Here is a 23558-nt window from a genome sequence, read left to right on the forward strand (position 1 = left end):
TCCGGCAGAGCTAGGCATGCTCAGGAATTCAATTCTTTCTTAGTAAAATCGGCTGGAAATTTCGAAGGGGGATGACATTGTGAAAAAAGCATGGCTTTTCAGGTTAGTATCTTGTCTGCTCATCGTCATCGTGTTGGCAGCAGGCTGCTCCAATCCGAATCCTACACCAAATCCGGAAGCGGGTGAATCCAATGCCTCCGGCAACGCAAATCAGAATCCGTTTGAAGCGGGTAAAGAGGAAGGCGTGATATTGGGCAGTATCGGTCACGGGTTTGTCAATCCGGACTTAGATGAGAACGGGAAAATGCGTTCCTTGCGCTACGATGGCGGCGAGATACAAATTCCTTATTCCGTGAACGCTTCCGGAAAAGCCAAAAATGTCGGCTTTCTCGTATTTATAGACGGGATACCGCAGCCTTATAAGTTTAACACAACCGATGCGCCCTACGAATATATGCACATTTTTGAACTGGAGGAGGATGATAAAGACACGCCGTTCACATTCGTGTTCACCCCGGTCACAGGCAAGAAGGGGGATACCCTGGGCATCAGCATCGCCAGCATGTACAATCCGGGCTTCATCCCGGATATGAAAGAGACGAGCTCGTACGGCGGCTATCACAGTACGCTGGAAGCGGGAGGAACCCTGTATTTTAACAAAGACGCGGATGCTCTTGATCCTTCCTCCATCCCGCAATATGAGTATGCAAGCCATGTCAGCCTGTCGACAGAACCGGTGACGAAGGAGCTGCTGGAAGCGCAAAGCGGCATGGAGGCCGTAGATATGGACACATTGGAGCAGCGCGTGTTTAGCGATTTGTATATTGACGGCGAGGTCAAGCGCGACAACGTTAAGGTCAATGACAGCGGAACCCTTCACGTCAGCTTCAAAATATTCGGCCATCCCGGAGTGCGGTATCGGAACACGTTATTTATCAATCATCAGGCGGTAACAAGCAAGGACGGAAGCTCCTTTGACACGGAACTCGCCAAGGGAGATGTGGCGGTAATCGACATGGATATTGATTTGGAAAAGCTGGACGATTTCAGCACGATTTATGTGGTGTCCGTTCCCGTGAATGCGGCCGATTTCCCCGATGATGTGGTTGTTTTGCAGAAGACCTTGTCCCTCTTGCTATACAAATGATTGGAGAAAAGGGTGACATGAACATGAAACGGTTGAGCGTCATAATGGCCTTATTCGTACTGCTAACTGCAGGATGCTTGCAATTCAATTCCAGCGGCGCAAATCCAAATAAGCCGGTTCAACCCGATGATCCGGCCTCCCGGACGGAAAGCAAGGGCGGGGGCGGTGCTGCGGAGCCGAGCGTTGTGTCAGACTTGAACTTGGAGAATATAGAAGGCGGCATCAAAAATATCTATTACGCGCACGGCAATCAGGTTCTCATTTCGGCTGATCAACTCTATTTATATGATTTGGGAGCCCGGAAGATCGCAGCGTCAGCTCCGCAGCCCGCCTTCGAACGGGAAAATTATTGGGTTATTGAAAACGGCTACGCGGCAGTGAGAGAAACATTGGTCAGCGGTGATCGCGGGGGCCTCGTCATGACGAATGGCGCGAACCAGTATCATTGCATCTTGTACGATGCGAACTTGCAGCCGATCTCCGAGTTCGATCTCGATTCATTACTGGAAGGCGATGAAATGATTTTATCGTTTGAAGCGATTGCGGTGTCAGCCGATGGAAGTCAGGTTGCCTATGCCACATCTGCCGGACTGTATCTCTATGATTGGAAAGCGGAAAAAAAGACAACGATTATCGATTTGGCATCGGATGACGCGGCGCCGCGTTCCGGCATAGTTGCTTTGGAGCAAATCGGATTTACCGATCAGGACAAGCGACTTGCGTTCAAGGCGCAAAGCTTGGATATCCCGGCCGTTCCGGGCAAGCCTTCCTTCGACACCTGCGGAATCGTCAATACGGATGGATCCGGACTATCGAATCAGACATTTGACAATTACACCTGCAAGGAACTAACGGCTTACAATAAGCATCTGTTTTTGGCCGAAGATTTTACGACGGCTACCGGAAAAATGTTGGTGATGGATGCGCTAAGCGGGAAGACGAAGCTGATTACGCTGAACGAAAAAAAGGAAAGCGGAAACATTGCGGGCTCTAGCTCCGGACGCTATTTCGCGGCGCCGGTGTCGGATGGATCGGGCTGGAGAATTCGAATTTACAACACGGACACAGGCGCTGTAGAGGCGGAGCAGCTCATCTCCAGTGAAGGCGAGGAGCTGTATATGGCCAATGAACCGATCATCAAGTTGGTGGACGAGACCAGGACTTGTATCGTGTTACTGGGATCGAAGCAGGCCGAGATTGATACGAAAATGGTGGTCAGTCAGTTTTAAATGGAAAGCGGGCGCTTTCTTTGTCATCCCAAAGAAAGCTCCTTACTTCTATGGGAGGGGCCGATTTGTGAAAGTAACATTTAAAGAAATTTCAAAGCAGTATAAAGGCAAATATGCATTGAAAGATTTCACCTCAGAGCTGGAGAACGGCGTTTACGGGCTCCTCGGAACGAACGGCGCGGGGAAAACGACGCTGATTAATATTTTTGTCGGCATTTTACAAAGCGATCAAGGGCAGGTCTTGATCAATGATGTGGATGTCAGGAGCATGGGGATCAACTTTTTATCCCATATCGGATATTTGCCTCAGTACCCGCAATTCTACAAAAATTTTGAGGTGATGGAGTTTTTACGATATATGTGCGTGCTCAAAAACATCCCCAAGCAAGAAGGCGAAAAAAGAGCGAAGGAATTGCTGGATATCGTAAATTTAAGCAGCGCCTCCACCAAAAAAATCGGGGCTTTATCCGGAGGAATGCGCCAGCGCGTCGGTATCGCGCAGGCTATGCTCAATAATCCCGATATCTTAATTCTGGATGAACCGACAGCCGGCCTTGACCCGCAAGAAAGAATCCGTTTCCGGAATCTGATTACCAAATTTTCCGAGAACCGAATAGTCTTGTTGGCCACGCATATCGTGTCCGATATTGAATTTATCGCCAACCAGGTCATTCTGCTCAAGGACGGGCAGCTTTTGAAGCAGGATACGCCAGCGGCGCTTGCGGAGGGAATCGAGGGGAAGGTATGGTCGGTTACGGCCACGGATGCGACGATCGATGAGAAGCTGACACGGCTTAAGATCAGCAATATGATGCGGGAGCGTGACGAAATTCATTTACGGGTCATTGCCGATGAACAACCGGATGACCATGCCGTTAATGTACAAGCCAATTTGGAGGATGTCTTTTTGTACTATTTCGGAGAGGGCGAACAATGGTAAAATTAATTCTTTTTGAATGCCGCAAGCATTTTCTCAAAACGTCTATTATTGTGGCGGTGCTTCTCTTCTCCATACTGAGTGTGGTTAAAATATACAGCATCTATGATGCCAACTCGCTGCTGTCCCCAACGTCCGATCCGGAGTGGAAGGGTCTCTATTGGGAGATGTATAAGGACTTCGGAGGAACAATCACGAACGAAAAAATCGGGAAGCTGATGTCCATTTATCGGCCTCTTGAGAACCAAACCGCCGATCGCACCGCCAGCAAGACGACCGACAATCCCAATACGTATACGGGAAATGTGTATCGGGATTACTATTTCTTCCGCTGGTGCTTCGTCAATCCGATGGAGTATGCCTACAACTACAAAAGGTTGGCCAATGACGTCGTAACCGCCGCCAAGGATAATATGGAATTTTATAAAGAGGTCGGTAATGAATACGAGTACCGCAAAAACGCGGCCATTGTGGAACGGTTTGCAGGCCGAGCGATAACGGATTTTTCCTATACGGAAATGTATCAATACTATACTCATTATGATTTTTCCGCGTTTTTAGTGCTTTTGCTTTGCCTGTACGGCATAGTGAACGTCTTTGTATCCGAAAAGGAAACGGAGATGGACGCCCTGTTATTGACCGCCCAATCCGGCGGGACCAGAACGGTTATGGCAAAAATCTTTGCGACAGCCATCTTTGTATGCAGCGTTTGTTTCTGGTTCTGGCTGCTTGATTTTGCGGCATTTTCGGTTATTTTTGGCTCGTGGGAAGGTGCCTTCTCCCCTCTGTACGCCATTGAAAATTTCGCGAATACTCCGTTGAACGTAAGCCTCGGGCAATACGCGCTGCTATCCGGCATGGTGAAAACAGCGGGAATGCTAGTGCTTGGATTCGCGTTTTTGCTGGTCTCCTGCCTTTTTAAAAATGCGTTATTGCCTTACATGATTAGCCTGTTCGCTGCCTTTGGCTGCATCTATATGCAGGAGGCGTACATGGGCTCCGGGCATGTTCTGTTCAAAATTGTTAATCCGTTTATGCTGGTGGTGAATCGGGAATTGTTTCGCAACACGGAGTTTGTCAATCTGTTCGGCTTTCCCATGCTAAGTTTTGTTCCGGCCCTGCTGATTGCTGCAGCCTGGGGGGCGATATGTGTGGCAGGCATAGCGATTGTGGTCAGGAAGAACGCGTTCTGCAGACAAGGGGGGAGACAGCGTGTCATTATTGATCTATGAGATGAAAAAGATGTTTGTCCATCAAAAGGGCTTATTATTCATCGGCCTGTTTTTCGTCTTCAGCATTTCGTCCCTGATCGTCTTTGACACGCCCTCCAACCAGGATATCGAGATGAACTCCGGGCCGTATTCTTTCTACCTGGATCAAGTCAATGGCCCGTACTCGGAGGACACGGAACGGTTCTTCGCCAACGAATCCAAAAAAATATCCGATGCCAATATCGCGCTGCGCAAAGCATACGATAATTGGTATGACGGGAAGATATCAGAGCAAGAATTTCAGGCGGTATCCGCTCGGCTGGAGCAAATCGTGCAAAATGAACGAGGCTTTAAACTGATTTATGACCAATTTGCCTATATCCGCGAACACCCGGACAACCGGTATTTTCTATACACGAACGGCTGGGACGGGCTGTTAGCGAACGACAGTCTCGATTTATTATTTCTTGCCTTGCTGCTGGTGCTCGTGACTCCGGTATTCTGTTACGAGTTCGACAGCAAGATGGATCCCCTCATCCTCACCGTGCAAAAAGGGACAAGGACTCAGGCCATCGTCAAAATAGGTCTGGTGTCCGTGACCGTTATCATTCTATGCCTGTTGATTTCCGGCTTGCGATACTGGTTTTTCGACCTAAAATATGGCCTGGAGAACGGGAGTTATCCGCTGCAAAGCCTGTCATACTTTGGAACATCGACAAAAAACATCTCGTTACTCGGCACTTTTCTGTCGGTGACGGCATGTAAAATATTCGGCAATCTCAGTTTTTCGATGCTGATCATGTTTGTCGCGGTGTGCATTAAAAAATATGCGCTAACCCTGTTTGCCTGTACCGCCCTGATTCTGCTCCCCTATTACGGATTCAGCCTGGAATCCTCCAAATATTTTGTGCCGGGGCCGCTCGGGTTTATGGTTGCGACCGGTTATTTCCGGGGCAATGAATATCATCATAATATATTTACAGATCAGATGGACGCCGTGTTCCGGGAAGTCTCCGGCCCGTCCTGGCTTATCTTGTTCGCCGTCACGTTGTGCCTCAGCCTCGGGATGTTGATCGTAATCCTGGTCCGGCACATGAATGTATGGGGCGCAAGTCACCGGCGCCATTGGGCGAGGCCGCTTGGTCTTTTGCTTATCCTTTGCTTTGGCGTATCCGGCCTTGCCGGCTGTGTCCCGAAGGAGAACGCGGACAACTATGATATTTACAATTGGTCTTCCCGGCGAGCTTTTGAGAATGAGCATTTTCGGTTTTATGTAGATGATACGGATCTGAATGATAGCCGAATCGTATTCGAGGATAAAGAAACCGGCGAGACAAGAAACTTAATCCGCAACCCGCTGCAATCCTTAACCAAGGCCGAGGATAGTATTTATGGCAACGGTCCTCTTGTCTACTATATGAAATATGATTACGACAAGTCTCAATTTCGGGAAGCTGTTGACAGACTGTCCATTATCGAAGTTGATACCTCGACCTTCAATGAGAGAATTGTGTTTGAAAAGAATGTAAACACGGAAAAAAGCAATTTTTTGGGGCTCGTTCACGCGGATGAGAGCGATTTGCGCTTTTTTAACACGGTAAGCTCTTTCTTTCTGGATAACGATAGCATCTACTTTATTGGCCAGAACGAGATAAGGAGGGTCAATGCTTCCACAGGGCGCTCGAATGTCATCATCCGGTTTCCGGTCTTACGAAGCGCCGCTTTTGACGGCCGCAATATTTATTATGTGAATGAGAAATCCGAGGTGGCGAAGTACGACACGAAGACGGATACGGAAACGGTTCTTCCTGATATTATCACGGAACATTTCGAGTTGACCGACACAGAACTGCTTTTTTTGAATCGCAAGGATCAACAAAAAATCTATGCCATGAGTTTGAGCGATTCGGCAATCCGCAAAATAACGGATAAATCGGCGCTGGATTTTACTTGTGACGATCAATATATTTTCTATGTCAATAAGGCGGATCTGAAAAAATACCGTATAGACCGGGATGGGCGCAATGACTCGCTGCTCTTGGATTAGCTTGGACTGAACGATGTTCAGTATGCTACAATCCCCCTAACTGAACTGAATTCAGTTGGGAGGATTTTTTTATGTCAAGGACGAAAAAACCGCCGGAAGAACGGCGTCAACAACTTTTGGATATCGGGATTGAATTGTTTTTGCACAATGGAGTTGCAGGCGTATCGGTGCAAGATATTGTGCGGGAAGCCGGAGTTGCGACAGGGCTTTTCTATTACTATTTCAAGTCGAAAGAGGTTTTCCTGGATGAGGCTGTGGAAAGCTATGTCGTGGGGCAAATACAGCAATATCAAGCCCTGCTGCAATGCGAAGAATTGACGCGGCTTGGGCGGCTTCAACGGCTTGTGGACGAATTTGTCACCTCCATGGATCAAACGGCGCAGGTCATCCGTGAGAATGCGGTCACAGGCCCGCAGCATCGCATGATTGTGGAGGCTATGCTGCACAAACTATCCCCGGAGCTGGAAGCGTTCATTCGGCGAGGATGCGATGAGGGGATTTTCCATGTGTTGCATCATGCCGTCACGGCGCAATTTCTGCTTCATGGGCTAGCGGGGGTATTCCACATGGGGAGGAATGAGGATGCCCATCAGACTCGTCAAGCGGAAATGGAACGGCTGATTTCTGGGGCGTTAGGCATCAGCCAAGGGGGGAGCAGGTAATGCCGTATATTCCACTGCATCCGATGAAACAGTTTGATTTTCAAATCAACCGGATATTAACCTATGGGGAAGAAGCCTGCGACTTCAACGAGATCAAAGGCGCCGTTCCGCAGATCGTTGATCTGGACTCCTGGTATCGGGTCTGGCTCAGTCTGAGAAATCGATTCATCACTTCCGCAGCGTGATGGATCAAGATGAAAGCTTGCGGGTTGAATACGTTCCTTACCAGCACACTCATCGATGAAAACGTTTATTTTTGAAGCGGAAAACCCGCTGGGGAACATCGTTATATTTGGCGGATACGATTCCTTCATCGAAGAATTCTATTTGGCGGTAAAGGAACTTGTGAAGAGCGGGTATACTATTTACCTTTTCGAAGGGCCGGGACAAGGCGAAACGCTAAAAAAGGGACTCACCTTTGAACCGCATTGGGAAAAGCCGGTGAGCGGGATATTGGATTATTTCGAGCTGGAGGATGTATGCTTGCTTGGCGTGTCATGGGGCGGCTATTTGGCGCTTCGCGCCGCGGCTTTTGAGCGGAGAATTGCGAAAGCGGTTGCCTACGATGTGCTTTATGACGGGTTTGACTGTTCTTAAGAGTTTTTGCATGTAGCGGATTATTTTTTGCCAATGCGTGATCGCGATTGAACGATCGGACAGACTGAAACGTAATATGAGTACTTTACCTGCTGAAAAGAGAGAAGGGGGGCGGGCAACACGTGGATCAGGAGCAGGAATGGATTCGGCGAGCCGTCCGCGGCGATACCGATGCGTTGGCCCATTTATTGCATAAGCATTATTCCTTTTTACACAAATATATGCTGAAGCTGACGATGAACCCGAGCGTAGCGGAAGACGTCGTGCAGGACACGATGGTGCGCTGCCTCGAGAAAATACACACGTATAACGGGAAAATGAAATTTTCATCGTGGCTCATCATGATTGGCTCGCGGCTGTACATCGACATGCTGCGAAGGAGAAAGGTGGAACAGCGCTGGCAGGAAGCGGAGCAGAAGCAGGCGGCCCGCCAGCTTCGCTACTATATGGAATCAACCGATGTCGAATGGTCTCATCTGCTCGAACAGTTGGGAACGCTCACGGTCGAGCAGCGCGCCCCGATTGTGCTTAAGCATTATTACGGCTATTCGGTGACGGAGATCGCAAGCATGTTGAACGTGAATGAGGGTACCGTGAAGTCCCGTATCCATTACGGATTGGAAAAGCTGCGGAAGGAGTGGAACCAGGATGAACAAGCGAAATAAGAGGAAGCCGGATATCTCGGTGGCTGCTGAGCCGGCGCGGAACAAGCCGCAGCCGCCGCCCGCGGAATGGGAGGCTGACGCCGACTCGCTGCGAAGGCTGCACCAAGCGTGGGCCAGCCTGGATCAGGCAAGCGAGCGGAATACGGAGATTCCGGATGTGGAACAGCTGCAGCGCATGCTGCACACCCGCTCCCGGCGCAACCGCAGCCGTCTGTGGAAGGAATTGCTTCTGCTCTGGGGAGCGGCCTGCATTCTCGTCGGCGGGGGCTTGTCGCTGGCCATGACAGATTGGCGCGCATTTGCGGGCTTCCAGGCGGCGGCCCTGTTAGGCGGCGTCCTGTTCTGTCTCGTGAAGTCGCCTATTCGCGCTGCGGAGGAAGGTGAACGCGAATGAAACCGCATTACACAGTCGACGAAGTTCCGTGGTGGGTGTGGGTCCTCATTGCAGTCATCCTCCTTGTGCAAGGCACATGGCTGTTCCTGGATGCCCGCAAGCGGGGAAAATATCCGTGGTTCTGGGGAATCTGGGGCTTCACAGGCACGCCGACGCCCTTCTTGTGCTACTTGTTGTTCGTGGTGAAGCCTTGGCGGAAGAAGAACAAGCGGGATCATCTGGGCAGTTGATATTTGGAGAGGAGGAGCCAGTATGCCGGAAAACATACTATGGCCGCTGATTGCGCCCCTGATTGCGATCCAGCTCGTATTGATGTGCGTAGCCTTGGTTTCCCTGGCCCGATCGGAGCAGGCGAACGGCCCGAAATGGCTGTGGGCGATCATTATTGTCCTGTTGAATATCCCGGGGACAATCGCTTATTTCATCATGGGAAGGAAAGATGCGGCATGAATGCGATACAACTTCATCAGTTGACGAAGCGATACGGGGAGCATACCGCTGTCCAGGACGTGACGGTCAGCATACGCAAGCATTGCTGCACGGCTCTGCTCGGGCCGAACGGAGCCGGAAAGACGACGACGCTCCATATGCTCGCCGGGTTAATCCGGCCGACATCCGGCGAAGTGCGGCTGCTGCAAGAAGACGGGACGGCCGCGGCGGGAGATTTGCGGCAATGGGTAGGCTTTCTGTCCCAGACGCCGTCCTTCTACGGTTGGATGAGCGGAAGCGAGTGGCTCGTCTATCATGCCGAGCTGTGCGGCATGCCCCGCAAGCAAGCGCGGTCGGCGGCGTCGCAATGGCTGGACAAGGTCGGGCTCGCCGATGCGGGCCGACGCCGAATCAGCGGCTACTCGGGAGGGATGAAGCAGCGGCTCGGCATTGCCCAGGCGATGATCGGTAGCCCGAAGCTGGTCATTCTGGACGAGCCGGTATCGGCGCTGGATCCGATTGGCCGGAGAGAGGTGATGACGTTGCTTCAGGAGATAGCGGGCGAGACTACTGTGCTTTTCTCCACTCACATATTGTCCGATGCCGAGGAATTATGCGACGATCTGATCATGATGAACAAGGGCTGCATCGTCATGCAAGGGCAATGGGAGCAATTGCGAAGCGGAGCGGAACGGCCCAGGTTGACCGTCGAGGTCGAGCCGCATCCTGCCGCGCTTGATTGGCTGCGGCGCTGGGCAGGGAAGGCGGTAGTGGAGCACAGCCGTATTGCCCGGGGGCGGGCGGAATTCACGGTGCGCAGCATAGACGAGGCGCGCCGCACGATACTGACGGAGGCGGCGGACATGGATATTCCACTTCTCCGGTTGGAATGCGGCGTAACGAGTCTGGAAGACATGTTCATGGAGGCGATGATCTCATGAGGCGATGGCATGTGCTTGCACGCAAAGAATGGCTGGAAATGGTCCGCAGCTACAAATTGCTCTGGGTGCCGCTGGTCTTCGTGATGCTTGGCATCAGCCAGCCGCTCGTGATGAAGTTCCTGCCCGATATTCTGGCTTGGTCGGGAAGCATGCCGCAAGGAATGAATATGGCCTTCCCGGAGCTCCAGCCGGGAGAGATTATGGCGCAGATGCTGAACCAGTTCGGAACCGTAGGTCTTCTCGTTCTCGTATTGTCGCAGATGTCGTCCATATCGGGCGAGATCCATAGCGGCACCGCCGGTGCCGTCCTGGTCCGTCCGGTTGCTTACGGAGCTTTTGTCGCTTCGAAATGGTTGGCGGCCGCAACGCTGACCCTGGTGTCCTTCCTGTGCGGATACGGGGCGGGCTGGTACTATACTGTGCAGCTGTTCGGCCATGTGCCTGTCGCAGAGGGCATGGCAGCCGGAGGCAGCTATGCCCTGTGGATGCTCTTCGCCAGCAGCGTCACGCTCTTGATGAGCAGCTGGCTGCGCAGCGGGGCGGCGTCGGCGGGCCTGACTCTGGCGCTTGTGTTGCTCTTGTCGCTTGTCCAGAGCTGGCGCGTTCCAGGCGCCCGCTACTTGCCTTCGGCTCTGCCCGTTGATGCGGTCGCGCAGCTGGTGCCGGGCGCCCGGGCCGAATCGTTCGACGGCGCGATCGCCGTTGCCATCGTCCTCAGCATCGGGTGCGCGGTCTTGGCTGCCGTCCTGCTGCATCACCGGAACAGCCTTCTCCCGGATGGATGTTGACCCGCATCTCCGGCAAAATGGTATAACATCCCCCTCTATTGGGCCACACTATGGATAAAAAAGTAAGAGGGGATTGTCATGACTCGAGAACATCGTTCCCATTCCCGGTTCTATTTTCGAGTGAAGCAATGGAAGCAGGATATTCGCCGCATGAAAGGCCCGATCTGGTGGCTAGTCGCTATTGTATTATTTTTTGGTGCCCTGACCTTAGGTATTCGCATGTCGATGGAGATCCGGCAGCTCGTTTATGAGCGAGAGACGCCCATTTCGATGGAAACATTCGCGATGATGCAGGACGATGAATTCGCCAAGCTGCATGATTCATCCCGGCTGGTGCTGAATCAGCTGCTTCAGCAGGACGATCGGAAGCGCGAAGTCATTCACCGCCAGCAATTCATTTGCGGCGAGCGGGAAGAGACGATGGGCAAGCATGCTTCGGCTGGTATCATTCAATTGATGCTGAATCATCCGGATTGGGGCGCCACGATGGATGACGCGGGCCGGGTCATCATGGAGGAACAGATCGAGGAACTGTCCGATCGCTGCAAGGATGCCCGCATCAGTCTCGACGAGGACGGGAATCTGACGCTGTACGAAGGCCCGCCTGCGGAGAAAAAAGTGATTCGGACCTTTTTCCAAATCGATATCGAATCGATGGAGAGCGCGCTTCCGCCGAATGTGCTCCAGCAGCTGTATGACGGTATTCTGATTACGGATACCGACGAATACCACAGCGTGCTGTCCACCTTCAGCGATTATGCGGTGGAAGCCTCGCAGAAAGTGATGAAGCCGGCGGAGGAGGCCAATTGACCGCTGGACCACAATACGAATGAGGACGTCCCTTGAGGCGTCCTCATTTTTTGTCGGCTGTGGTGGAATGCTAAGTATCCGGCGCAGTGCAGGCGAGATTCGCCTTGGAATCAGAATCTATAACTACCTCTGGAAGGAAGGAGGATGCGCTTGGATATCATCCTGATGCTCCTCATTGTACTGACGGCGACCAAGCTGGCCGGCGACTTGACGGTAAGACTGGGCCAGCCCTCCGTGCTGGGGAAGCTGATCGTCGGCATCATTGTTGGCCCTGCGGTGCTCGGCTGGGTGACCAACGGGGAGATCGTGCGCGACATGGCCGAGGTCGGCGTCATTCTGCTCATGTTCATCGCCGGCCTGGAGACCGATCTCGAGCAGTTGAAGCAGAACTGGAAAGCCTCGGTCGCCGTCGCGCTCGGCGGCATTATTTTGCCCTTCATCGGCGGGTATCTGGGAGGAACCGCCCTCGGGATGGATCAAGGGCAGTCGCTGTTCATCGGGCTGCTGCTGTGCGCCACTTCCGTCAGCATTTCGGTTCAGACGCTGAAGGATCTTGGACATCTCAGCTCCAGGGAAGGAACGACGATTCTCGGAGCCGCCGTCGTCGATGATGTGCTCGTCGTCATCCTGCTGGCCTTCATGCTGAGCCTTCTCGGAGCGGGGACGGAGCAGGCTTCCCTCGGATGGATCGTCGGCAAGAAGGTGATCTTCTTCGCCGGGGCGATTGCCGCAGGCATCTATGCCGTCCCCCTCCTCATGAGATGGCTCGCTCCATTGAAGGTAAGCGAAGCGGTCATCAGCGCGGCGCTCATCATCTGCTTCGCCTTCTCTTATGCGGCGGAGCAATTGGGCGTAGCCGGCATTATCGGGGCATTCGCCGCCGGCATCGCCATCTCGCAGACCGACTTCAAGCAGGAGGTGGAGCACCGGCTGGAGCCGATCGCTTACGGAATTTTCGTGCCGGTCTTCTTCGTGAGCGTCGGATTGGAGGTCACCTTCGCCGGGCTTGGCCAGCATGTTGGATTTATGCTGCTATTTTCGCTTCTCGCGATTGCCACCAAGCTGTTCGGCTGCATGCTGGGGGCGCGCATGACGGGGTTCGGCCGCCGCAGCGCGTTCGGCATCGGGTCGGGGATGGTATCCCGCGGCGAGGTCGCCCTCATCATCGCCACCGCTGGCCTCGAGGGGGCCCTGTTCGACCCCGTCCTGTTCACGCCCCTCGTCATCGTCATCATCGTGACGACGCTCGTCACGCCCCCGATGCTCAAATTGGCCTTTCGGCAGGGCGGAAGCCGCTCCTGACGTCAGCCGCCTCGGCGGACGGTCATTCTGCCCGGCTGCGTACGCCCCCGCCGGTCCCCGTCCGGGCCTGCCAATAGCGCGGAAAGACTCATTCTCTTCCTTTCGATCTGTGTTATAATGGAGTGAACACATATGTTCGCCAGACATACACGGAATCGTTAGGGAGAGATTTTTTTTGCGAATATTAGGAATTGACCCGGGCATTGCCATTGTCGGCTTCGGATTTGTGGATAAAATCGGCAACAAGGTCATTCCCGTGCAATATGGCTGTATTCAGACCGATTCGGCCACCGCTCCGGAGATCCGGCTGCTGCAAGTGTTTGAAGCAGCGGAGGAATTGCTGGATCGCTATAAGCCGGATGCGATGGCGATTGAGAAGTTGTTCTTCAACCGCAACGTGACGAATGCCTTCAGCGTGGGACAAGCCCGCGGCGTCGTCATTCTCGCGGCCGCGAAGCGGGGCATTCCGATCGGGGAGTACACCCCGATGCAGGTGAAGCAGGCGGTTGTCGGTTACGGCAACGCCGAGAAGAGACAGGTGCAGGAGATGGTGCGGCTGCTGCTGAAGCTGAAGGCGATACCGAAGCCGGATGATGTGGCGGACGCCTTGGCCGTGGCGCTATGCCATGCGCATTCCAGCGGATTACATGACAAATTGAACGGAGTATTGCGTCCATGATTGATTTTGTTCGCGGACCGGTGGTCCATTTGGAAGCCGATTATGTCGTATTGGAAGTTCAAGGGATCGGGTATCGCATATATACGCCGAACCCGTACGCGTTTGCGAAGTCGGAAGCGGCCGTAACCGTATATACGCACCATCATGTGCGGGAAGACGCGATTCTGCTGTTCGGATTCGCGTCGCGGCAGGAGCAGAAGCTGTTCCGCCGCCTGATTGAAGTCAGCGGCGTCGGACCGAAGGTGGCGCTCGGCATTTTGAGCGCAGGGAAGCCGGATTCGGTCGTGGCGGCGATTCAGCAGGAGAACTATTCGTTCCTGACGAAGCTGCCCGGAATCGGGAAGAAGACCGCTCAGCGCATCGTGCTTGATTTGAAGGACAAGCTGGACGGCATGGGCTGGGACACGGATCCGGGATCGCTGTTCGCAGAGGTGCAGACGATCGAGGACGATCGGGAAGACGGCGCGTGGGGCGAAGCCCGCGAAGCGCTGAAGGCGCTTGGCTACAAGGATGTCGAGCTGGATCGGGTCTGGAACGGTCTGCAGCATCGCGTGCATGCGGACGAGACGGTCGACTCGCTCATGAAGAAGGCGCTGCAATTGCTGTTCACAGGGTAAGGAGAGGCGGTACAGATGGAAGAACGCATCATTTCAGCCAATTATATGATGGAGGATCAGGCGGTCGAGTTGAGCCTGCGTCCGCGTTATTTGTCTGAATACATAGGGCAGAACCAGGTGAAGGACAATCTGAAAATATTCATCGAAGCGGCCAAAATGCGCAAGGAAGCGCTCGATCACGTGCTGTTGTACGGTCCGCCCGGATTGGGAAAGACGACGCTGTCCAACATTATTGCGAACGAGATGGGTGTCAACATCCGCACGACTTCCGGTCCGGCCATCGAGCGGCCGGGCGACTTGGCGGCCTTGCTGACCAATCTGCAGGAAGGCGATGTGTTGTTCATCGATGAGATCCACCGCCTTCACCGGACGGTGGAGGAAGTGCTGTATCCGGCGATGGAGGATTTCGCGCTGGACATCATTATCGGCAAAGGCCCGAGCGCGCGCTCCGTTCGCCTCGATCTGCCCCGGTTCACTCTTATCGGGGCGACGACGCGGGCAGGCCTGCTCTCGGCGCCGCTTCGCGATCGCTTCGGCGTCGTCAGCCGGCTGGAGTATTACAACAAGGATGAGCTTAGCTTCATCGTGAGCCGCGCCGCCGATATTTTGGACGTCCAGATTACAGGCGAGGCCAGCGACGAGATCGCGATCCGCTCGCGGGGCACTCCGCGGATTGCGAACCGGCTCTTGAAGCGGGTTCGCGACTTCGCTCAAGTGCGCGGCGACGGGATTATTACGCCCGCATTGGCAGGGGAAGCGCTGCGCTTGATCCAGGTCGATGCCCTTGGCCTCGACGCGATCGATCACAAGATGCTTCAGGCAATGATCTCCCATTTCCGCGGTGGTCCGGTCGGACTGGATACGATTGCCGCGACGATTGGGGAGGAGAGCCAGACGATCGAAGATGTATATGAACCATATCTGCTGCAGATCGGATTTTTGCAGCGGACGCCCCGAGGGCGCATGGTTACCAATCAGGCTTACCACCATCTAGGATTGCCAATTCCAGAGAAATAAATTCAATCGACATCGATATTACGCAATTACGCATGTTTACAAGCGGACTTTTTGAACAACATCCACCAGACACGACGAGCAGGAAGGGGAACAGAAGAGTATGACTACCACCTACCGGAATGTGATTCGAAGAACCGTCACCGGCGCCGTCGCAGGCACGCTGCTGCTCGGGGGAGCCGCGATGCTGCCTGCAGGGGTCTTCCCTGCAGCGCCGGTTGTAGCCTTTGCAGATAACGGCCAAGCAGCCAAGGCTGGAGCCCAATCACCGGAGCAGATCGTATCCGAACCGATTCGTGTCGCATTATTTGCCGATTTGGGCAGCCGGTCACCGGGCCAGACGCCTCAGGTGACCCTGAATTCAACCGTCGGGCTTCAGATTGGAGCCCGTGGAGCCGGAACGTCCGGACCGTTGAAAGCAGAACGGACGATCCGCTTCAGTGCGGATGATTACAAAATCAAGCTGTATGAATCGAAGAACAAGGCGGCCGCTCTGGCGGTGCTGAAGCAGGCGGAGGCGAACAACACCGCCGTTATGATTGAATTCAGCCGCCGCGGCGCGACATTCTATTCGGTCTATGCGGGCAGCTACCCGACCGAGAAGGCGGCTGGACAGGCCCTTGACCGCATGAAGGACGATCAAGGCTTGATGGAGCTGGTGCAGGACTACAAGCCCACATTAGCGGGTCCGAATTACCTCCAGGCAGGAACCTATTCGTCCGAGAAGGAGGCGGCACCGGCGCTGAAGACGCTGCTGGATGCCGATATCGACGCCTATCTCGTTACGATGCTGGACAACGGGAAGAGCCGGGTAGCGGTATGGGCCGGACAAGCGGCCTCGGCAGCCGATCTGGGCGACACGAAGCAGAAAATAGCCCGCGCCTCCTTGACGGCCGAAACTGTGCAGGCGGACGGCGCGCTTATACATATGAAGGAAGCCGACGAAGGCAAGACGATTACGCATTACCGCGTGAACGGCGACGCGAAATGGATGGTGTCGACGAGCACGCCAAGCACGATCCAGGTAACGGAGCGGTACGGGCGGGCCTACCGCGGCGATATGGAGGTCAGTCTGCACAAAGATAAGCTGGCGCTCGTCAATGAAGTTCCGCTGGAGCAATATTTGGTATCTGTCGTCGGCGGCGAGGTGTATGCCGAATGGCCGGAGGATGCGCTGAAGGCTCAGGCGGTCGCTGCCCGGACGTTCGCGCTCTACCAGAACGGCAAGTTCGAGATTGCGAATGTGGTGGATACGACGTTAAGCCAGGCGTACTTCGGCGTAGAGAAGGAGCATGACAATATCCGCAAAGCCGTCGAAGCGACGGCAGGGGAAGTGCTTATGCAGGATGGGAAGCTGATCGAAGCCATCTTCCACTCCAATGCCGGAGGGAAGACCGCCGATCCGAGCGAGATCTGGGGCGGAGACTATGGCTACTTCCAGGTGGTAGACAGCCCGGACGAAGGGGTACTGGAAGGCAAAAAATCATGGTTCCAGGTGATCTTGCCGGACGGGAAGAGCGGTTATGTGCGGGAAGATGTCGTTCGTCCGGTGAACCGTAATAATGAAGCGGGATTCGAGCAGGTTACCGCGATTGAAGACGGCACGAACGTAAGACCGATTCCGGCAATTCAATCGAATGTCGCTCCCGTAGCGAAGGTGAACGAAGGGACGGAGATGACGGTGATCGACACGGTGCCGGAATCAACCGAGATGAATTGGGTCCGCGGGCCATATACCTCTGCCCAGATTACCGCCTGGCTCAAGGAGCGGACCAAGACGGAGCTGAACGGACCGGTAACGAGCTTGGAGATTACCGAGCGCGGACCTTCGGGGCGCGTGACCAAGATCGAAGCGAATGGCGTTCCTGTTGGAGTTAGCTACCCGGACAACTTCCGGAGCGCGTTCGGCGGCTTGCCGAGCACGCTGTTCGATATCGTGCCGGCCGGAACCGCCGCTGTGATCGGGGCGGACGGCAAGGTGAAGGACACGAAGCTGGCCGGTTCGGCAGCCCAAGGCTCCGGCGGCGCCAGCGGCTCGTCTTTGCCGGCGGGAACGGTGGCCGTTGACGGCAAAGGCAAGGCGGAAGTGCTGTCGAAGGAAGCGTCCTTCCTGTTCGTCGGCCGCGGCAACGGCCATGGCGTCGGCATGTCGCAATGGGGCGCGAAGGGTCTGGCCGATCAAGGGTATGACTACGAAGCAATCTTGAAATACTACTATAAAAACGTAGATTTAGTGAAACGGTAGGGCGTAAAACGATATGGATGTAAATTTATTTGATTTTCATTTGCCGGAACACCTCATTGCCCAGACCCCGCTGGCGGATCGAACGGCATCGCGTCTGCTGGCATTGAATCGGCGGACCGGAGAAGTGGAGCATCGGACTTTTCCCGATATTATTGAATACTTGAAGCCGGGCGATCTGCTGGTGCTGAACGATACCCGGGTCATCCCGGCCCGGCTGCACGGCGTCAAGCCGGATACGGGCGGGCATGTCGAGGTGCTGCTGCTGAAGCAGGAGCAGGATGATATGTGGGAAGTGTTGGTCAAGCCAGCCAAGCGGCTGAAGCAGGGGGCGAGCGTCCGCTTCGGGGACGAGCTGACCGGGACCGTCATCGAGGAGCGCGAGATGGGCGCGCGGCTCATCCGCTTCGAGTACGCGGGCATCTTCAATGAGATTCTCGATCGATTGGGGCAGATGCCGCTTCCTCCGTACATTAAGGAGCAGTTGAATGACCGGGAGCGTTATCAGACGGTATACGCGAAGCATGAAGGGTCGGCGGCGGCTCCGACAGCCGGCCTTCATTTTACGAACAGCATCCTGGAGCAGATTCGGGCCAAAGGGGTGCGCATCGCCATGATCACGCTTCATGTCGGTCTGGGCACGTTCCGGCCAATGTCGGCGGACGTGGTCGAGGAGCATGTGATGCATGCCGAATATTACGAGATGTCCGAGGAGGCGGCCGCGCTCATCAACGAGACGAGAGGCTCGGGCGGACGGATTATCGCCGTCGGCACCACTTCGTGCCGGACGCTGGAGACGGTAGCCGGCCGCTACGGGGCAGACCCGGTGGCGGCATGCTCGGGCTGGACGGATATTTTTATTTACCCGGGATATGAATTCCGTCTTGTCGACTCGCTGCTGACGAACTTCCATCTGCCCAAGTCAACCTTGGTGATGCTCGTCAGCGCCTTCGCCGGCCGGGAGCATATTATGGCGGCTTACCGGGAAGCGATAGAACAAGAATACCGGTTCTTCAGCTTCGGCGATGCGATGTTTATCTTCAAAGACGACTAACCTAATTACGACAAGGATGATGATTCGATGGCAGCAGCAGTAACGTATGAATTGATCAAAACATGCAAGCAGACCGGCGCGCGCCTGGGCATCGTCCATACGCCGCACGGGTCGTTTGAGACGCCAACATTTATGCCGGTCGGCACGCAGGCGACCGTCAAGACGATGAGTCCCGAAGAATTGAAGGAGATGAGCGCGAAGATTATTTTGAGCAATACGTATCATCTTTTTCTCCGGCCGGGACATGAGATCGTACGGGAAGCGGGCGGATTGCATAAATTCATGAACTGGGACCGCGCGATATTGACAGACAGCGGCGGATTCCAAGTCTTCAGCTTAAGCGACATGCGCAATATTGAAGAGGAAGGCGTTCATTTCCGTTCCCATCTGAACGGAGACAAGCTGTTCATCTCTCCGGAGAAAGCGATGGAGATTCAGAATGCGCTCGGTTCCGACATTATGATGGCATTCGACGAATGCGCTCCTTATCCTGCCGAGCATAGTTATGTCAAGCATTCGCTCGAGCGGACGACCCGCTGGGCGGAGCGATGCCTGAACAGTCATGCGAGACCGCATGATCAAGCGCTGTTCGCCATCGTGCAGGGCGGAATGTATGAAGATCTGCGCATACAGAGCGCCAAGGATTTGACTTCGATGGATTTCCCGGGGTATGCTATTGGAGGACTCAGTGTGGGTGAGCCGAAGCCGTTGATGTACGTGGCATTGGAGACGACGGTGCCCCTCTTGCCTGACAGCAAGCCGCGATACTTGATGGGAGTCGGATCGCCGGATGCATTGGTGGAAGGATCGATGCGCGGAATCGATATGTTCGATTGCGTCCTGCCTACCCGTATCGCGCGCAACGGGACAACGATGACGAGCCAAGGCCGTCTCGTCGTGCGGAATGCCAAGTTCACAAGGGATTTCGGACCGCTTGATCCGAACTGCGATTGTTATACGTGCCGCAATTATTCGCGTGCGTATCTCCGCCATTTGATTAAGGCGGATGAGACGTTTGGCTTGCGCCTGACGACGTATCACAATTTGTATTTCCTGTTGAATCTGATGCGTCAAGTTCGTGAAGCCATTCGCGAAGATCGTTTGCGTGACTTCCGGGACGAATTTTTTGAAGCTTACGGAATGGATCGCAACGAGAGCGGCTTTTAATGGACCGCCGATGGCTGAGTGCGCGCATATAGACAACGGCATTGGCAGGAGGAGTCCATACATAGGTTAACCATTTGGAGAAAGGGGGATTGTCCATGTTTTTAGCCGGAGCAGCTGATCCTGGTGCTGGCGGCGGGTTGTTAACGATGCTGCTGCCATTCGTGGCGATGTTTGCGGTGTTCTATTTCCTGTTGATCCGACCGCAGCAGAAGAAGCAGAAGCAGCGTAATTCGATGCTGAGCCAGTTGAAAAAAGGGGACAAAATCGTGACGATTGGCGGCCTTCATGGGACGATTATGGAGATTACCGACGACATCGTCGTCCTGCGTGTCAATGATGTTACGAAGATGACATTTGACCGCAATGCGATTAGCACGGTGGTCACTAGCGAGGAAGCCGCAAGCGCGTCATCATAGTCTAGTCGCCTTTTACCGAACACGATATTTATCGCTTCAGACTGTCGACAAAGTCCTGTCGACAGTCTTTTTTCTTAGGAAGGGCGGGGCCAGGGAAGGCAGAACAGGTTAGGTTAGGGCAAGCTGGTCCGCGCATGAAGCAAGCTGTTCCCCGCATGAAATTGCTGCATTCTTGCAGTATTGGTGGAGCAGATGATAGGGATAAAAAACGTAAAGAACTCCCGCGATTGCCGTATTTCGCGGGAGTTTGTCTTCAATCTAAAGCGATGCCTCGTCAGAGACATCGCTTTTTTGTCCATTTTCAGATTTTCGAATCCGGATACGATTTGGTATACGCTTTGCCGCCGCGCTTGGACAGCTGCGTATTCCACGAAGTCCGGACCCCTGCCCATTTCATTCCGAGCCAAGAGGCCGTAATTGCCAGTATCGTTCCCGCGATCATATCCGTCAGCCAATGAATGCCGAGGTAGAAGATCGAGAAGATGACGATGAGGGCGCTGATTGAGGTGAAGATCGCCCAACGTCGGTTGCCGGATTGCGATGCGAGCAGCGCAACCGTCACGGATATCGATGTATGCAAGCTAGGGAAGCAGTTATCCAATCCGGATAATTGCCGGTAGTTCTCTTCGAATGACGGAAACACGTCGAGCATGCGGAACTCTACGGCGGCCGGCGGATAAGACCATACTTCGTTCACCGGGAAGAACAGATAGAACGGGATGGCTACCGCGTAATTGATGATGACCGCATAGCATACCGCCCGCGCCATGCGAAGATTATCCTTCGCGATATAGATGGCGATGGAGCCGACAATGAGCGACTGGAAGACAACAATATAAAAAAAGGCGACGACCTGGGTAAGAAGCGGATGATGGAACAGCTTCTGAATGCTGTGTACGAATTGGCCTTCCAGCTGATGAATATGGGAAGTAAAATCCCAGTTGATGGCCAGCGCTGCCTCGACGGTCAGCTCAAAGTTGTTCACGAGCAAGATAAGAATGAGGCCGATAAAAGCGAATAAGAAAGAGCGGGAATGCCGCAAAGCCTTGTAAAATGCAGCGACGACTGCCAGCGGCTGCTTGCCTGATCCGAACCAAAGCAGCAGGATAACGACCGCGATAGTCCATAACGTGACCGTCTGCATGGAGTGAAATAATACCACAAATATCCCCCTATATATTTCCGGTAAACGGTTATTTAATTCATTTAGTATACCATAAAGAGCAGGGGGAACATATGCACCCAAGCGACCATTTCTACCTGCCGGTCCGGATGCTTATTTGTTGTGGCTCATATTGACGCCGAATATGCCGCCGAGCGCGCCGCAGGCGCTTGCGGCAGCAACGAGAATCAGCTTCTGCAAGCTGATGCCGGCATCCATGGCGAGAAAGCCGATAATGAGGACAAGCATGGCGTAGCAAAAACCGGTCAGACCGCCATAGTACCAGCCTCTCCGCCCGCTGCGCCGGCCTGCCGTCCAGCCTCCGATAAAAAGAGCGATGATATGGACAAGATAAATATAGCCGAGCGTCTTGTCCTCATTGGCGGAACTGGAGTAGAGCAGCACGGATAAGGCCAGGGCGCCCATGGCCATCCAGATAAACGAATTGACGATGCCGGCCAAAATGGGGTGATTCGGCTTCCATTGTGATACACGCTGCAATGCATTCATGATAGGGATTCTCCTTTCGGCTTGAATTATCGTTCCCGAGCGTGGGTGGGACAAAATATATCTGGTAGTACAGATCGTATGGGCAAGCAGATAGAAATAGTACAAGACATAGACGAAAAATAATGAACGGCGTTATAATATGTGAGCAAAAATATCGAATCCGTCATGGGATCCCCGGATCCGAATTGAAGCTATTGCGCAGAGAGGGATGGAATGACATGGGACATGATGCGTCGACATGGCAGGTCACGATTGCGGTAATCGTCTTTTTAGTGACCTATGCCATCATCATTTCGGAAAAAATTAACCGGGCCATTATCGCCCTGCTTGGAGCAGTGGCGATGCTTGTGCTGCAAATCGTAGATGTGCACCGCGCGTTCACCGAGCATATCGAATGGAACACGATTTTCCTGCTGGTCGGGATGATGATACTGGTCGGGATTACGAACAAGAGCGGTATCTTTCAATATGCCGCCGTCAAGGCGGCCCAGCGAACAAAAGGCAGGCCGATCCGGATCCTGGTGATACTAGCGACGTTAACTGCGGTCGGATCGGCTTTTCTGGATAATGTGACGACCGTGCTGCTGGTCGTGCCAATTACGTTTTCCATTACCCGGATGCTCAGTATCAATCCGGTTCCGTTTTTGATTACGGAAGTGATCGCATCGAATGTGGGCGGCACCGCAACCTTGATCGGCGACCCGCCGAATATTATGATCGGGTCTGCGAACCCGCATTTGACTTTTAATATGTTCTTGATCTATTTGGCGCCGGTCATCGCGGTCATCATGGCCGTGCTGCTTGCCGTGCTCGTATTTATTTACCGGAAGCAGTTGAAGGTCACGGACAGTCAGCGCCAAGCGCTGATGGAGCTGTCGGCGGAATCGTATATTTCCGACAAGGGGCTCGTCAGGAAATCGGTCACGATCCTCGTATTGACGATCTTGGGCTTCATGCTTCACTCGGCCATTCATGTGGAGCCGGCGGTTATCGCGATGGCGGGAGCTACGCTGCTGATGCTGATCGGCCTGAAGGGTGAAGAAGAGCTGGAAGAAGCACTGCATCGGGTGGAATGGATAACCATCTTGTTCTTCATCGGTCTGTTCATTCTTGTAGGAGGACTAATCGAAGTCGGCATCATCAATCAATTGGCCCAATGGATGTTGAGCGTCACGAGCGGCGATATGACGCGAACCGCCATGTTCGTGCTCTGGGGCTCGGGCATCGCGTCCGCGACGATTGACAATATCCCTTTTGTGGCGACGATGATTCCGCTCCTGCAGGATGTCGGGACCCAGATGGGCATTACGGATCCGAACCAATTGAATCCGCTCTGGTGGTCACTGGCGCTGGGCGCTTGTCTGGGGGGCAACGGGACCTTGATCGGCGCATCGGCGAACGTGATTGTGGCAGGAATGGCGCAGCGCGAGGGACGTGGCTTCGGGTATATGGATTTTCTCAAAATCGGGGCTCCGCTGACGCTGCTGTCGCTGGCGATTTCAACTGTCTACATTTTCCTGTTCATCCTCTAACCGTTC

26 protein-coding genes are annotated in these 23558 nt (G+C 53.9%); 24 read left to right on the plus strand and 2 right to left on the minus strand.

Features of this window, described 5'->3' with window-relative positions; genetic code table 11:
- Positions 1-79 precede the first annotated feature (79 nt).
- From NNL35_RS10695 to yajC, 23 genes are all read left to right on the plus strand, one after another.
- Complete coding sequence (locus NNL35_RS10695) at positions 80-1147, plus strand: hypothetical protein (RefSeq protein ID WP_006679748.1); 1068 nt, start codon at positions 80-82, stop codon at positions 1145-1147.
- 17 nt (positions 1148-1164) lie between these two features.
- The gene (locus NNL35_RS10700) at positions 1165-2376 is read left to right on the plus strand and encodes a hypothetical protein (RefSeq protein ID WP_006679749.1); all 1212 of its coding nucleotides are present in this window, start codon (positions 1165-1167) and stop codon (positions 2374-2376) included.
- A 67-nt stretch (positions 2377-2443) separates the two neighbouring features.
- Positions 2444-3316, plus strand: a complete 873-nt coding sequence (locus NNL35_RS10705; protein WP_006679750.1) for an ABC transporter ATP-binding protein — start codon at positions 2444-2446, stop codon at positions 3314-3316.
- 215 nt (positions 3317-3531) lie between these two features.
- Positions 3532-4545 (plus strand): ABC-2 transporter permease, encoded by a 1014-nt coding sequence (locus tag NNL35_RS10710; RefSeq protein WP_254553330.1) that lies wholly within the window; start codon positions 3532-3534, stop codon positions 4543-4545.
- A complete protein-coding gene (locus NNL35_RS10715) occupies positions 4526-6571 on the plus strand; it encodes a DUF5050 domain-containing protein (RefSeq protein WP_254553331.1) in 2046 nt (681 codons plus the stop codon). The genes NNL35_RS10710 and NNL35_RS10715 overlap by 20 nt, the downstream gene beginning before the upstream one ends.
- 71 nt (positions 6572-6642) lie before the next feature.
- Entirely contained in the window at positions 6643-7233 is a 591-nt protein-coding gene (locus tag NNL35_RS10720) for a TetR/AcrR family transcriptional regulator (RefSeq protein WP_254553332.1), read from the plus strand.
- Positions 7233-7418: a hypothetical protein gene (locus tag NNL35_RS10725; protein WP_006679754.1), complete on the plus strand. Its 186-nt coding sequence runs from the start codon at positions 7233-7235 to the stop codon at positions 7416-7418. Before NNL35_RS10720 ends, NNL35_RS10725 begins: the two co-directional genes overlap by 1 nt.
- Positions 7419-7473: 55 nt before the next feature.
- Positions 7474-7830, plus strand: a complete 357-nt coding sequence (locus tag NNL35_RS10730; RefSeq protein WP_254553333.1) for an alpha/beta hydrolase — start codon at positions 7474-7476, stop codon at positions 7828-7830.
- A gap of 122 nt (positions 7831-7952) precedes the next feature.
- Positions 7953-8495, plus strand: a complete 543-nt coding sequence (sigY, locus tag NNL35_RS10735; protein ID WP_006679757.1) for an RNA polymerase sigma factor SigY — start codon at positions 7953-7955, stop codon at positions 8493-8495.
- Complete coding sequence (locus NNL35_RS10740; protein WP_254553334.1) at positions 8479-8889, plus strand: YxlC family protein; 411 nt, start codon at positions 8479-8481, stop codon at positions 8887-8889. Before sigY ends, NNL35_RS10740 begins: the two co-directional genes overlap by 17 nt.
- Positions 8886-9119: a sigmaY antisigma factor component gene (locus tag NNL35_RS10745; RefSeq protein ID WP_254553335.1), complete on the plus strand. Its 234-nt coding sequence runs from the start codon at positions 8886-8888 to the stop codon at positions 9117-9119. The genes NNL35_RS10740 and NNL35_RS10745 overlap by 4 nt, the downstream gene beginning before the upstream one ends.
- Before the next feature lie 22 nt (positions 9120-9141).
- Positions 9142-9339, plus strand: a complete 198-nt coding sequence (locus tag NNL35_RS10750) for a PLD nuclease N-terminal domain-containing protein (RefSeq protein WP_254553336.1) — start codon at positions 9142-9144, stop codon at positions 9337-9339.
- Entirely contained in the window at positions 9336-10259 is a 924-nt protein-coding gene (locus NNL35_RS10755) for an ABC transporter ATP-binding protein (RefSeq protein ID WP_254553337.1), read from the plus strand. The genes NNL35_RS10750 and NNL35_RS10755 overlap by 4 nt, the downstream gene beginning before the upstream one ends.
- Complete coding sequence (locus NNL35_RS10760; RefSeq protein ID WP_254553338.1) at positions 10256-11047, plus strand: ABC transporter permease; 792 nt, start codon at positions 10256-10258, stop codon at positions 11045-11047. The genes NNL35_RS10755 and NNL35_RS10760 overlap by 4 nt, the downstream gene beginning before the upstream one ends.
- Positions 11048-11125: 78 nt before the next feature.
- Complete coding sequence (locus NNL35_RS10765; protein WP_006679763.1) at positions 11126-11857, plus strand: BofC C-terminal domain-containing protein; 732 nt, start codon at positions 11126-11128, stop codon at positions 11855-11857.
- A gap of 144 nt (positions 11858-12001) precedes the next feature.
- A complete protein-coding gene (locus NNL35_RS10770) occupies positions 12002-13159 on the plus strand; it encodes a cation:proton antiporter (RefSeq protein ID WP_420832853.1) in 1158 nt (385 codons plus the stop codon).
- A 175-nt stretch (positions 13160-13334) separates the two neighbouring features.
- Complete coding sequence (gene ruvC, locus NNL35_RS10775; protein WP_006679765.1) at positions 13335-13838, plus strand: crossover junction endodeoxyribonuclease RuvC; 504 nt, start codon at positions 13335-13337, stop codon at positions 13836-13838.
- Entirely contained in the window at positions 13835-14455 is a 621-nt protein-coding gene (gene ruvA, locus NNL35_RS10780) for a Holliday junction branch migration protein RuvA (RefSeq protein WP_254553340.1), read from the plus strand. The genes ruvC and ruvA overlap by 4 nt, the downstream gene beginning before the upstream one ends.
- A 15-nt stretch (positions 14456-14470) precedes the next feature.
- Entirely contained in the window at positions 14471-15472 is a 1002-nt protein-coding gene (ruvB, locus tag NNL35_RS10785) for a Holliday junction branch migration DNA helicase RuvB (protein ID WP_254553341.1), read from the plus strand.
- A 100-nt stretch (positions 15473-15572) separates the two neighbouring features.
- Positions 15573-17714, plus strand: a complete 2142-nt coding sequence (locus NNL35_RS10790; protein ID WP_254553342.1) for a SpoIID/LytB domain-containing protein — start codon at positions 15573-15575, stop codon at positions 17712-17714.
- A gap of 13 nt (positions 17715-17727) precedes the next feature.
- Positions 17728-18765 carry a tRNA preQ1(34) S-adenosylmethionine ribosyltransferase-isomerase QueA gene (queA, locus tag NNL35_RS10795; RefSeq protein WP_006679769.1) on the plus strand — a complete coding sequence of 346 codons (1038 nt, stop codon included), beginning with the start codon at positions 17728-17730 and terminating at the stop codon, positions 18763-18765.
- Between the two features lie 27 nt (positions 18766-18792).
- Entirely contained in the window at positions 18793-19932 is a 1140-nt protein-coding gene (gene tgt, locus NNL35_RS10800) for a tRNA guanosine(34) transglycosylase Tgt (protein ID WP_006679770.1), read from the plus strand.
- A gap of 95 nt (positions 19933-20027) precedes the next feature.
- Positions 20028-20348, plus strand: a complete 321-nt coding sequence (gene yajC / locus NNL35_RS10805) for a preprotein translocase subunit YajC (protein ID WP_006679771.1) — start codon at positions 20028-20030, stop codon at positions 20346-20348.
- Between the two features lie 301 nt (positions 20349-20649).
- Here yajC and NNL35_RS10810 read toward each other — a convergent pair whose 3' ends face one another.
- Together NNL35_RS10810 and NNL35_RS10815 are read right to left on the minus strand one after the other, a co-directional pair.
- The gene (locus NNL35_RS10810) at positions 20650-21510 is read right to left on the minus strand and encodes a phosphatase PAP2 family protein (RefSeq protein ID WP_111155278.1); all 861 of its coding nucleotides are present in this window, start codon (positions 21508-21510) and stop codon (positions 20650-20652) included.
- A gap of 114 nt (positions 21511-21624) precedes the next feature.
- Positions 21625-22020 carry a TIGR04086 family membrane protein gene (locus tag NNL35_RS10815; RefSeq protein ID WP_006679645.1) on the minus strand — a complete coding sequence of 132 codons (396 nt, stop codon included), beginning with the start codon at positions 22018-22020 and terminating at the stop codon, positions 21625-21627.
- Positions 22021-22238: 218 nt separating this feature from the next.
- On the opposite strand from NNL35_RS10815, the gene NNL35_RS10820 reads away from it, so the two are divergent.
- Positions 22239-23552, plus strand: coding sequence for an ArsB/NhaD family transporter (locus NNL35_RS10820; protein ID WP_254553343.1), 1314 nt, complete (start codon positions 22239-22241; stop codon positions 23550-23552).
- Positions 23553-23558 lie beyond the last annotated feature (6 nt).

It is taken from the genome of Paenibacillus dendritiformis, from assembly GCF_945605565.1.
Lineage (GTDB): Bacteria > Bacillota > Bacilli > Paenibacillales > Paenibacillaceae > Paenibacillus_B > Paenibacillus_B dendritiformis_A.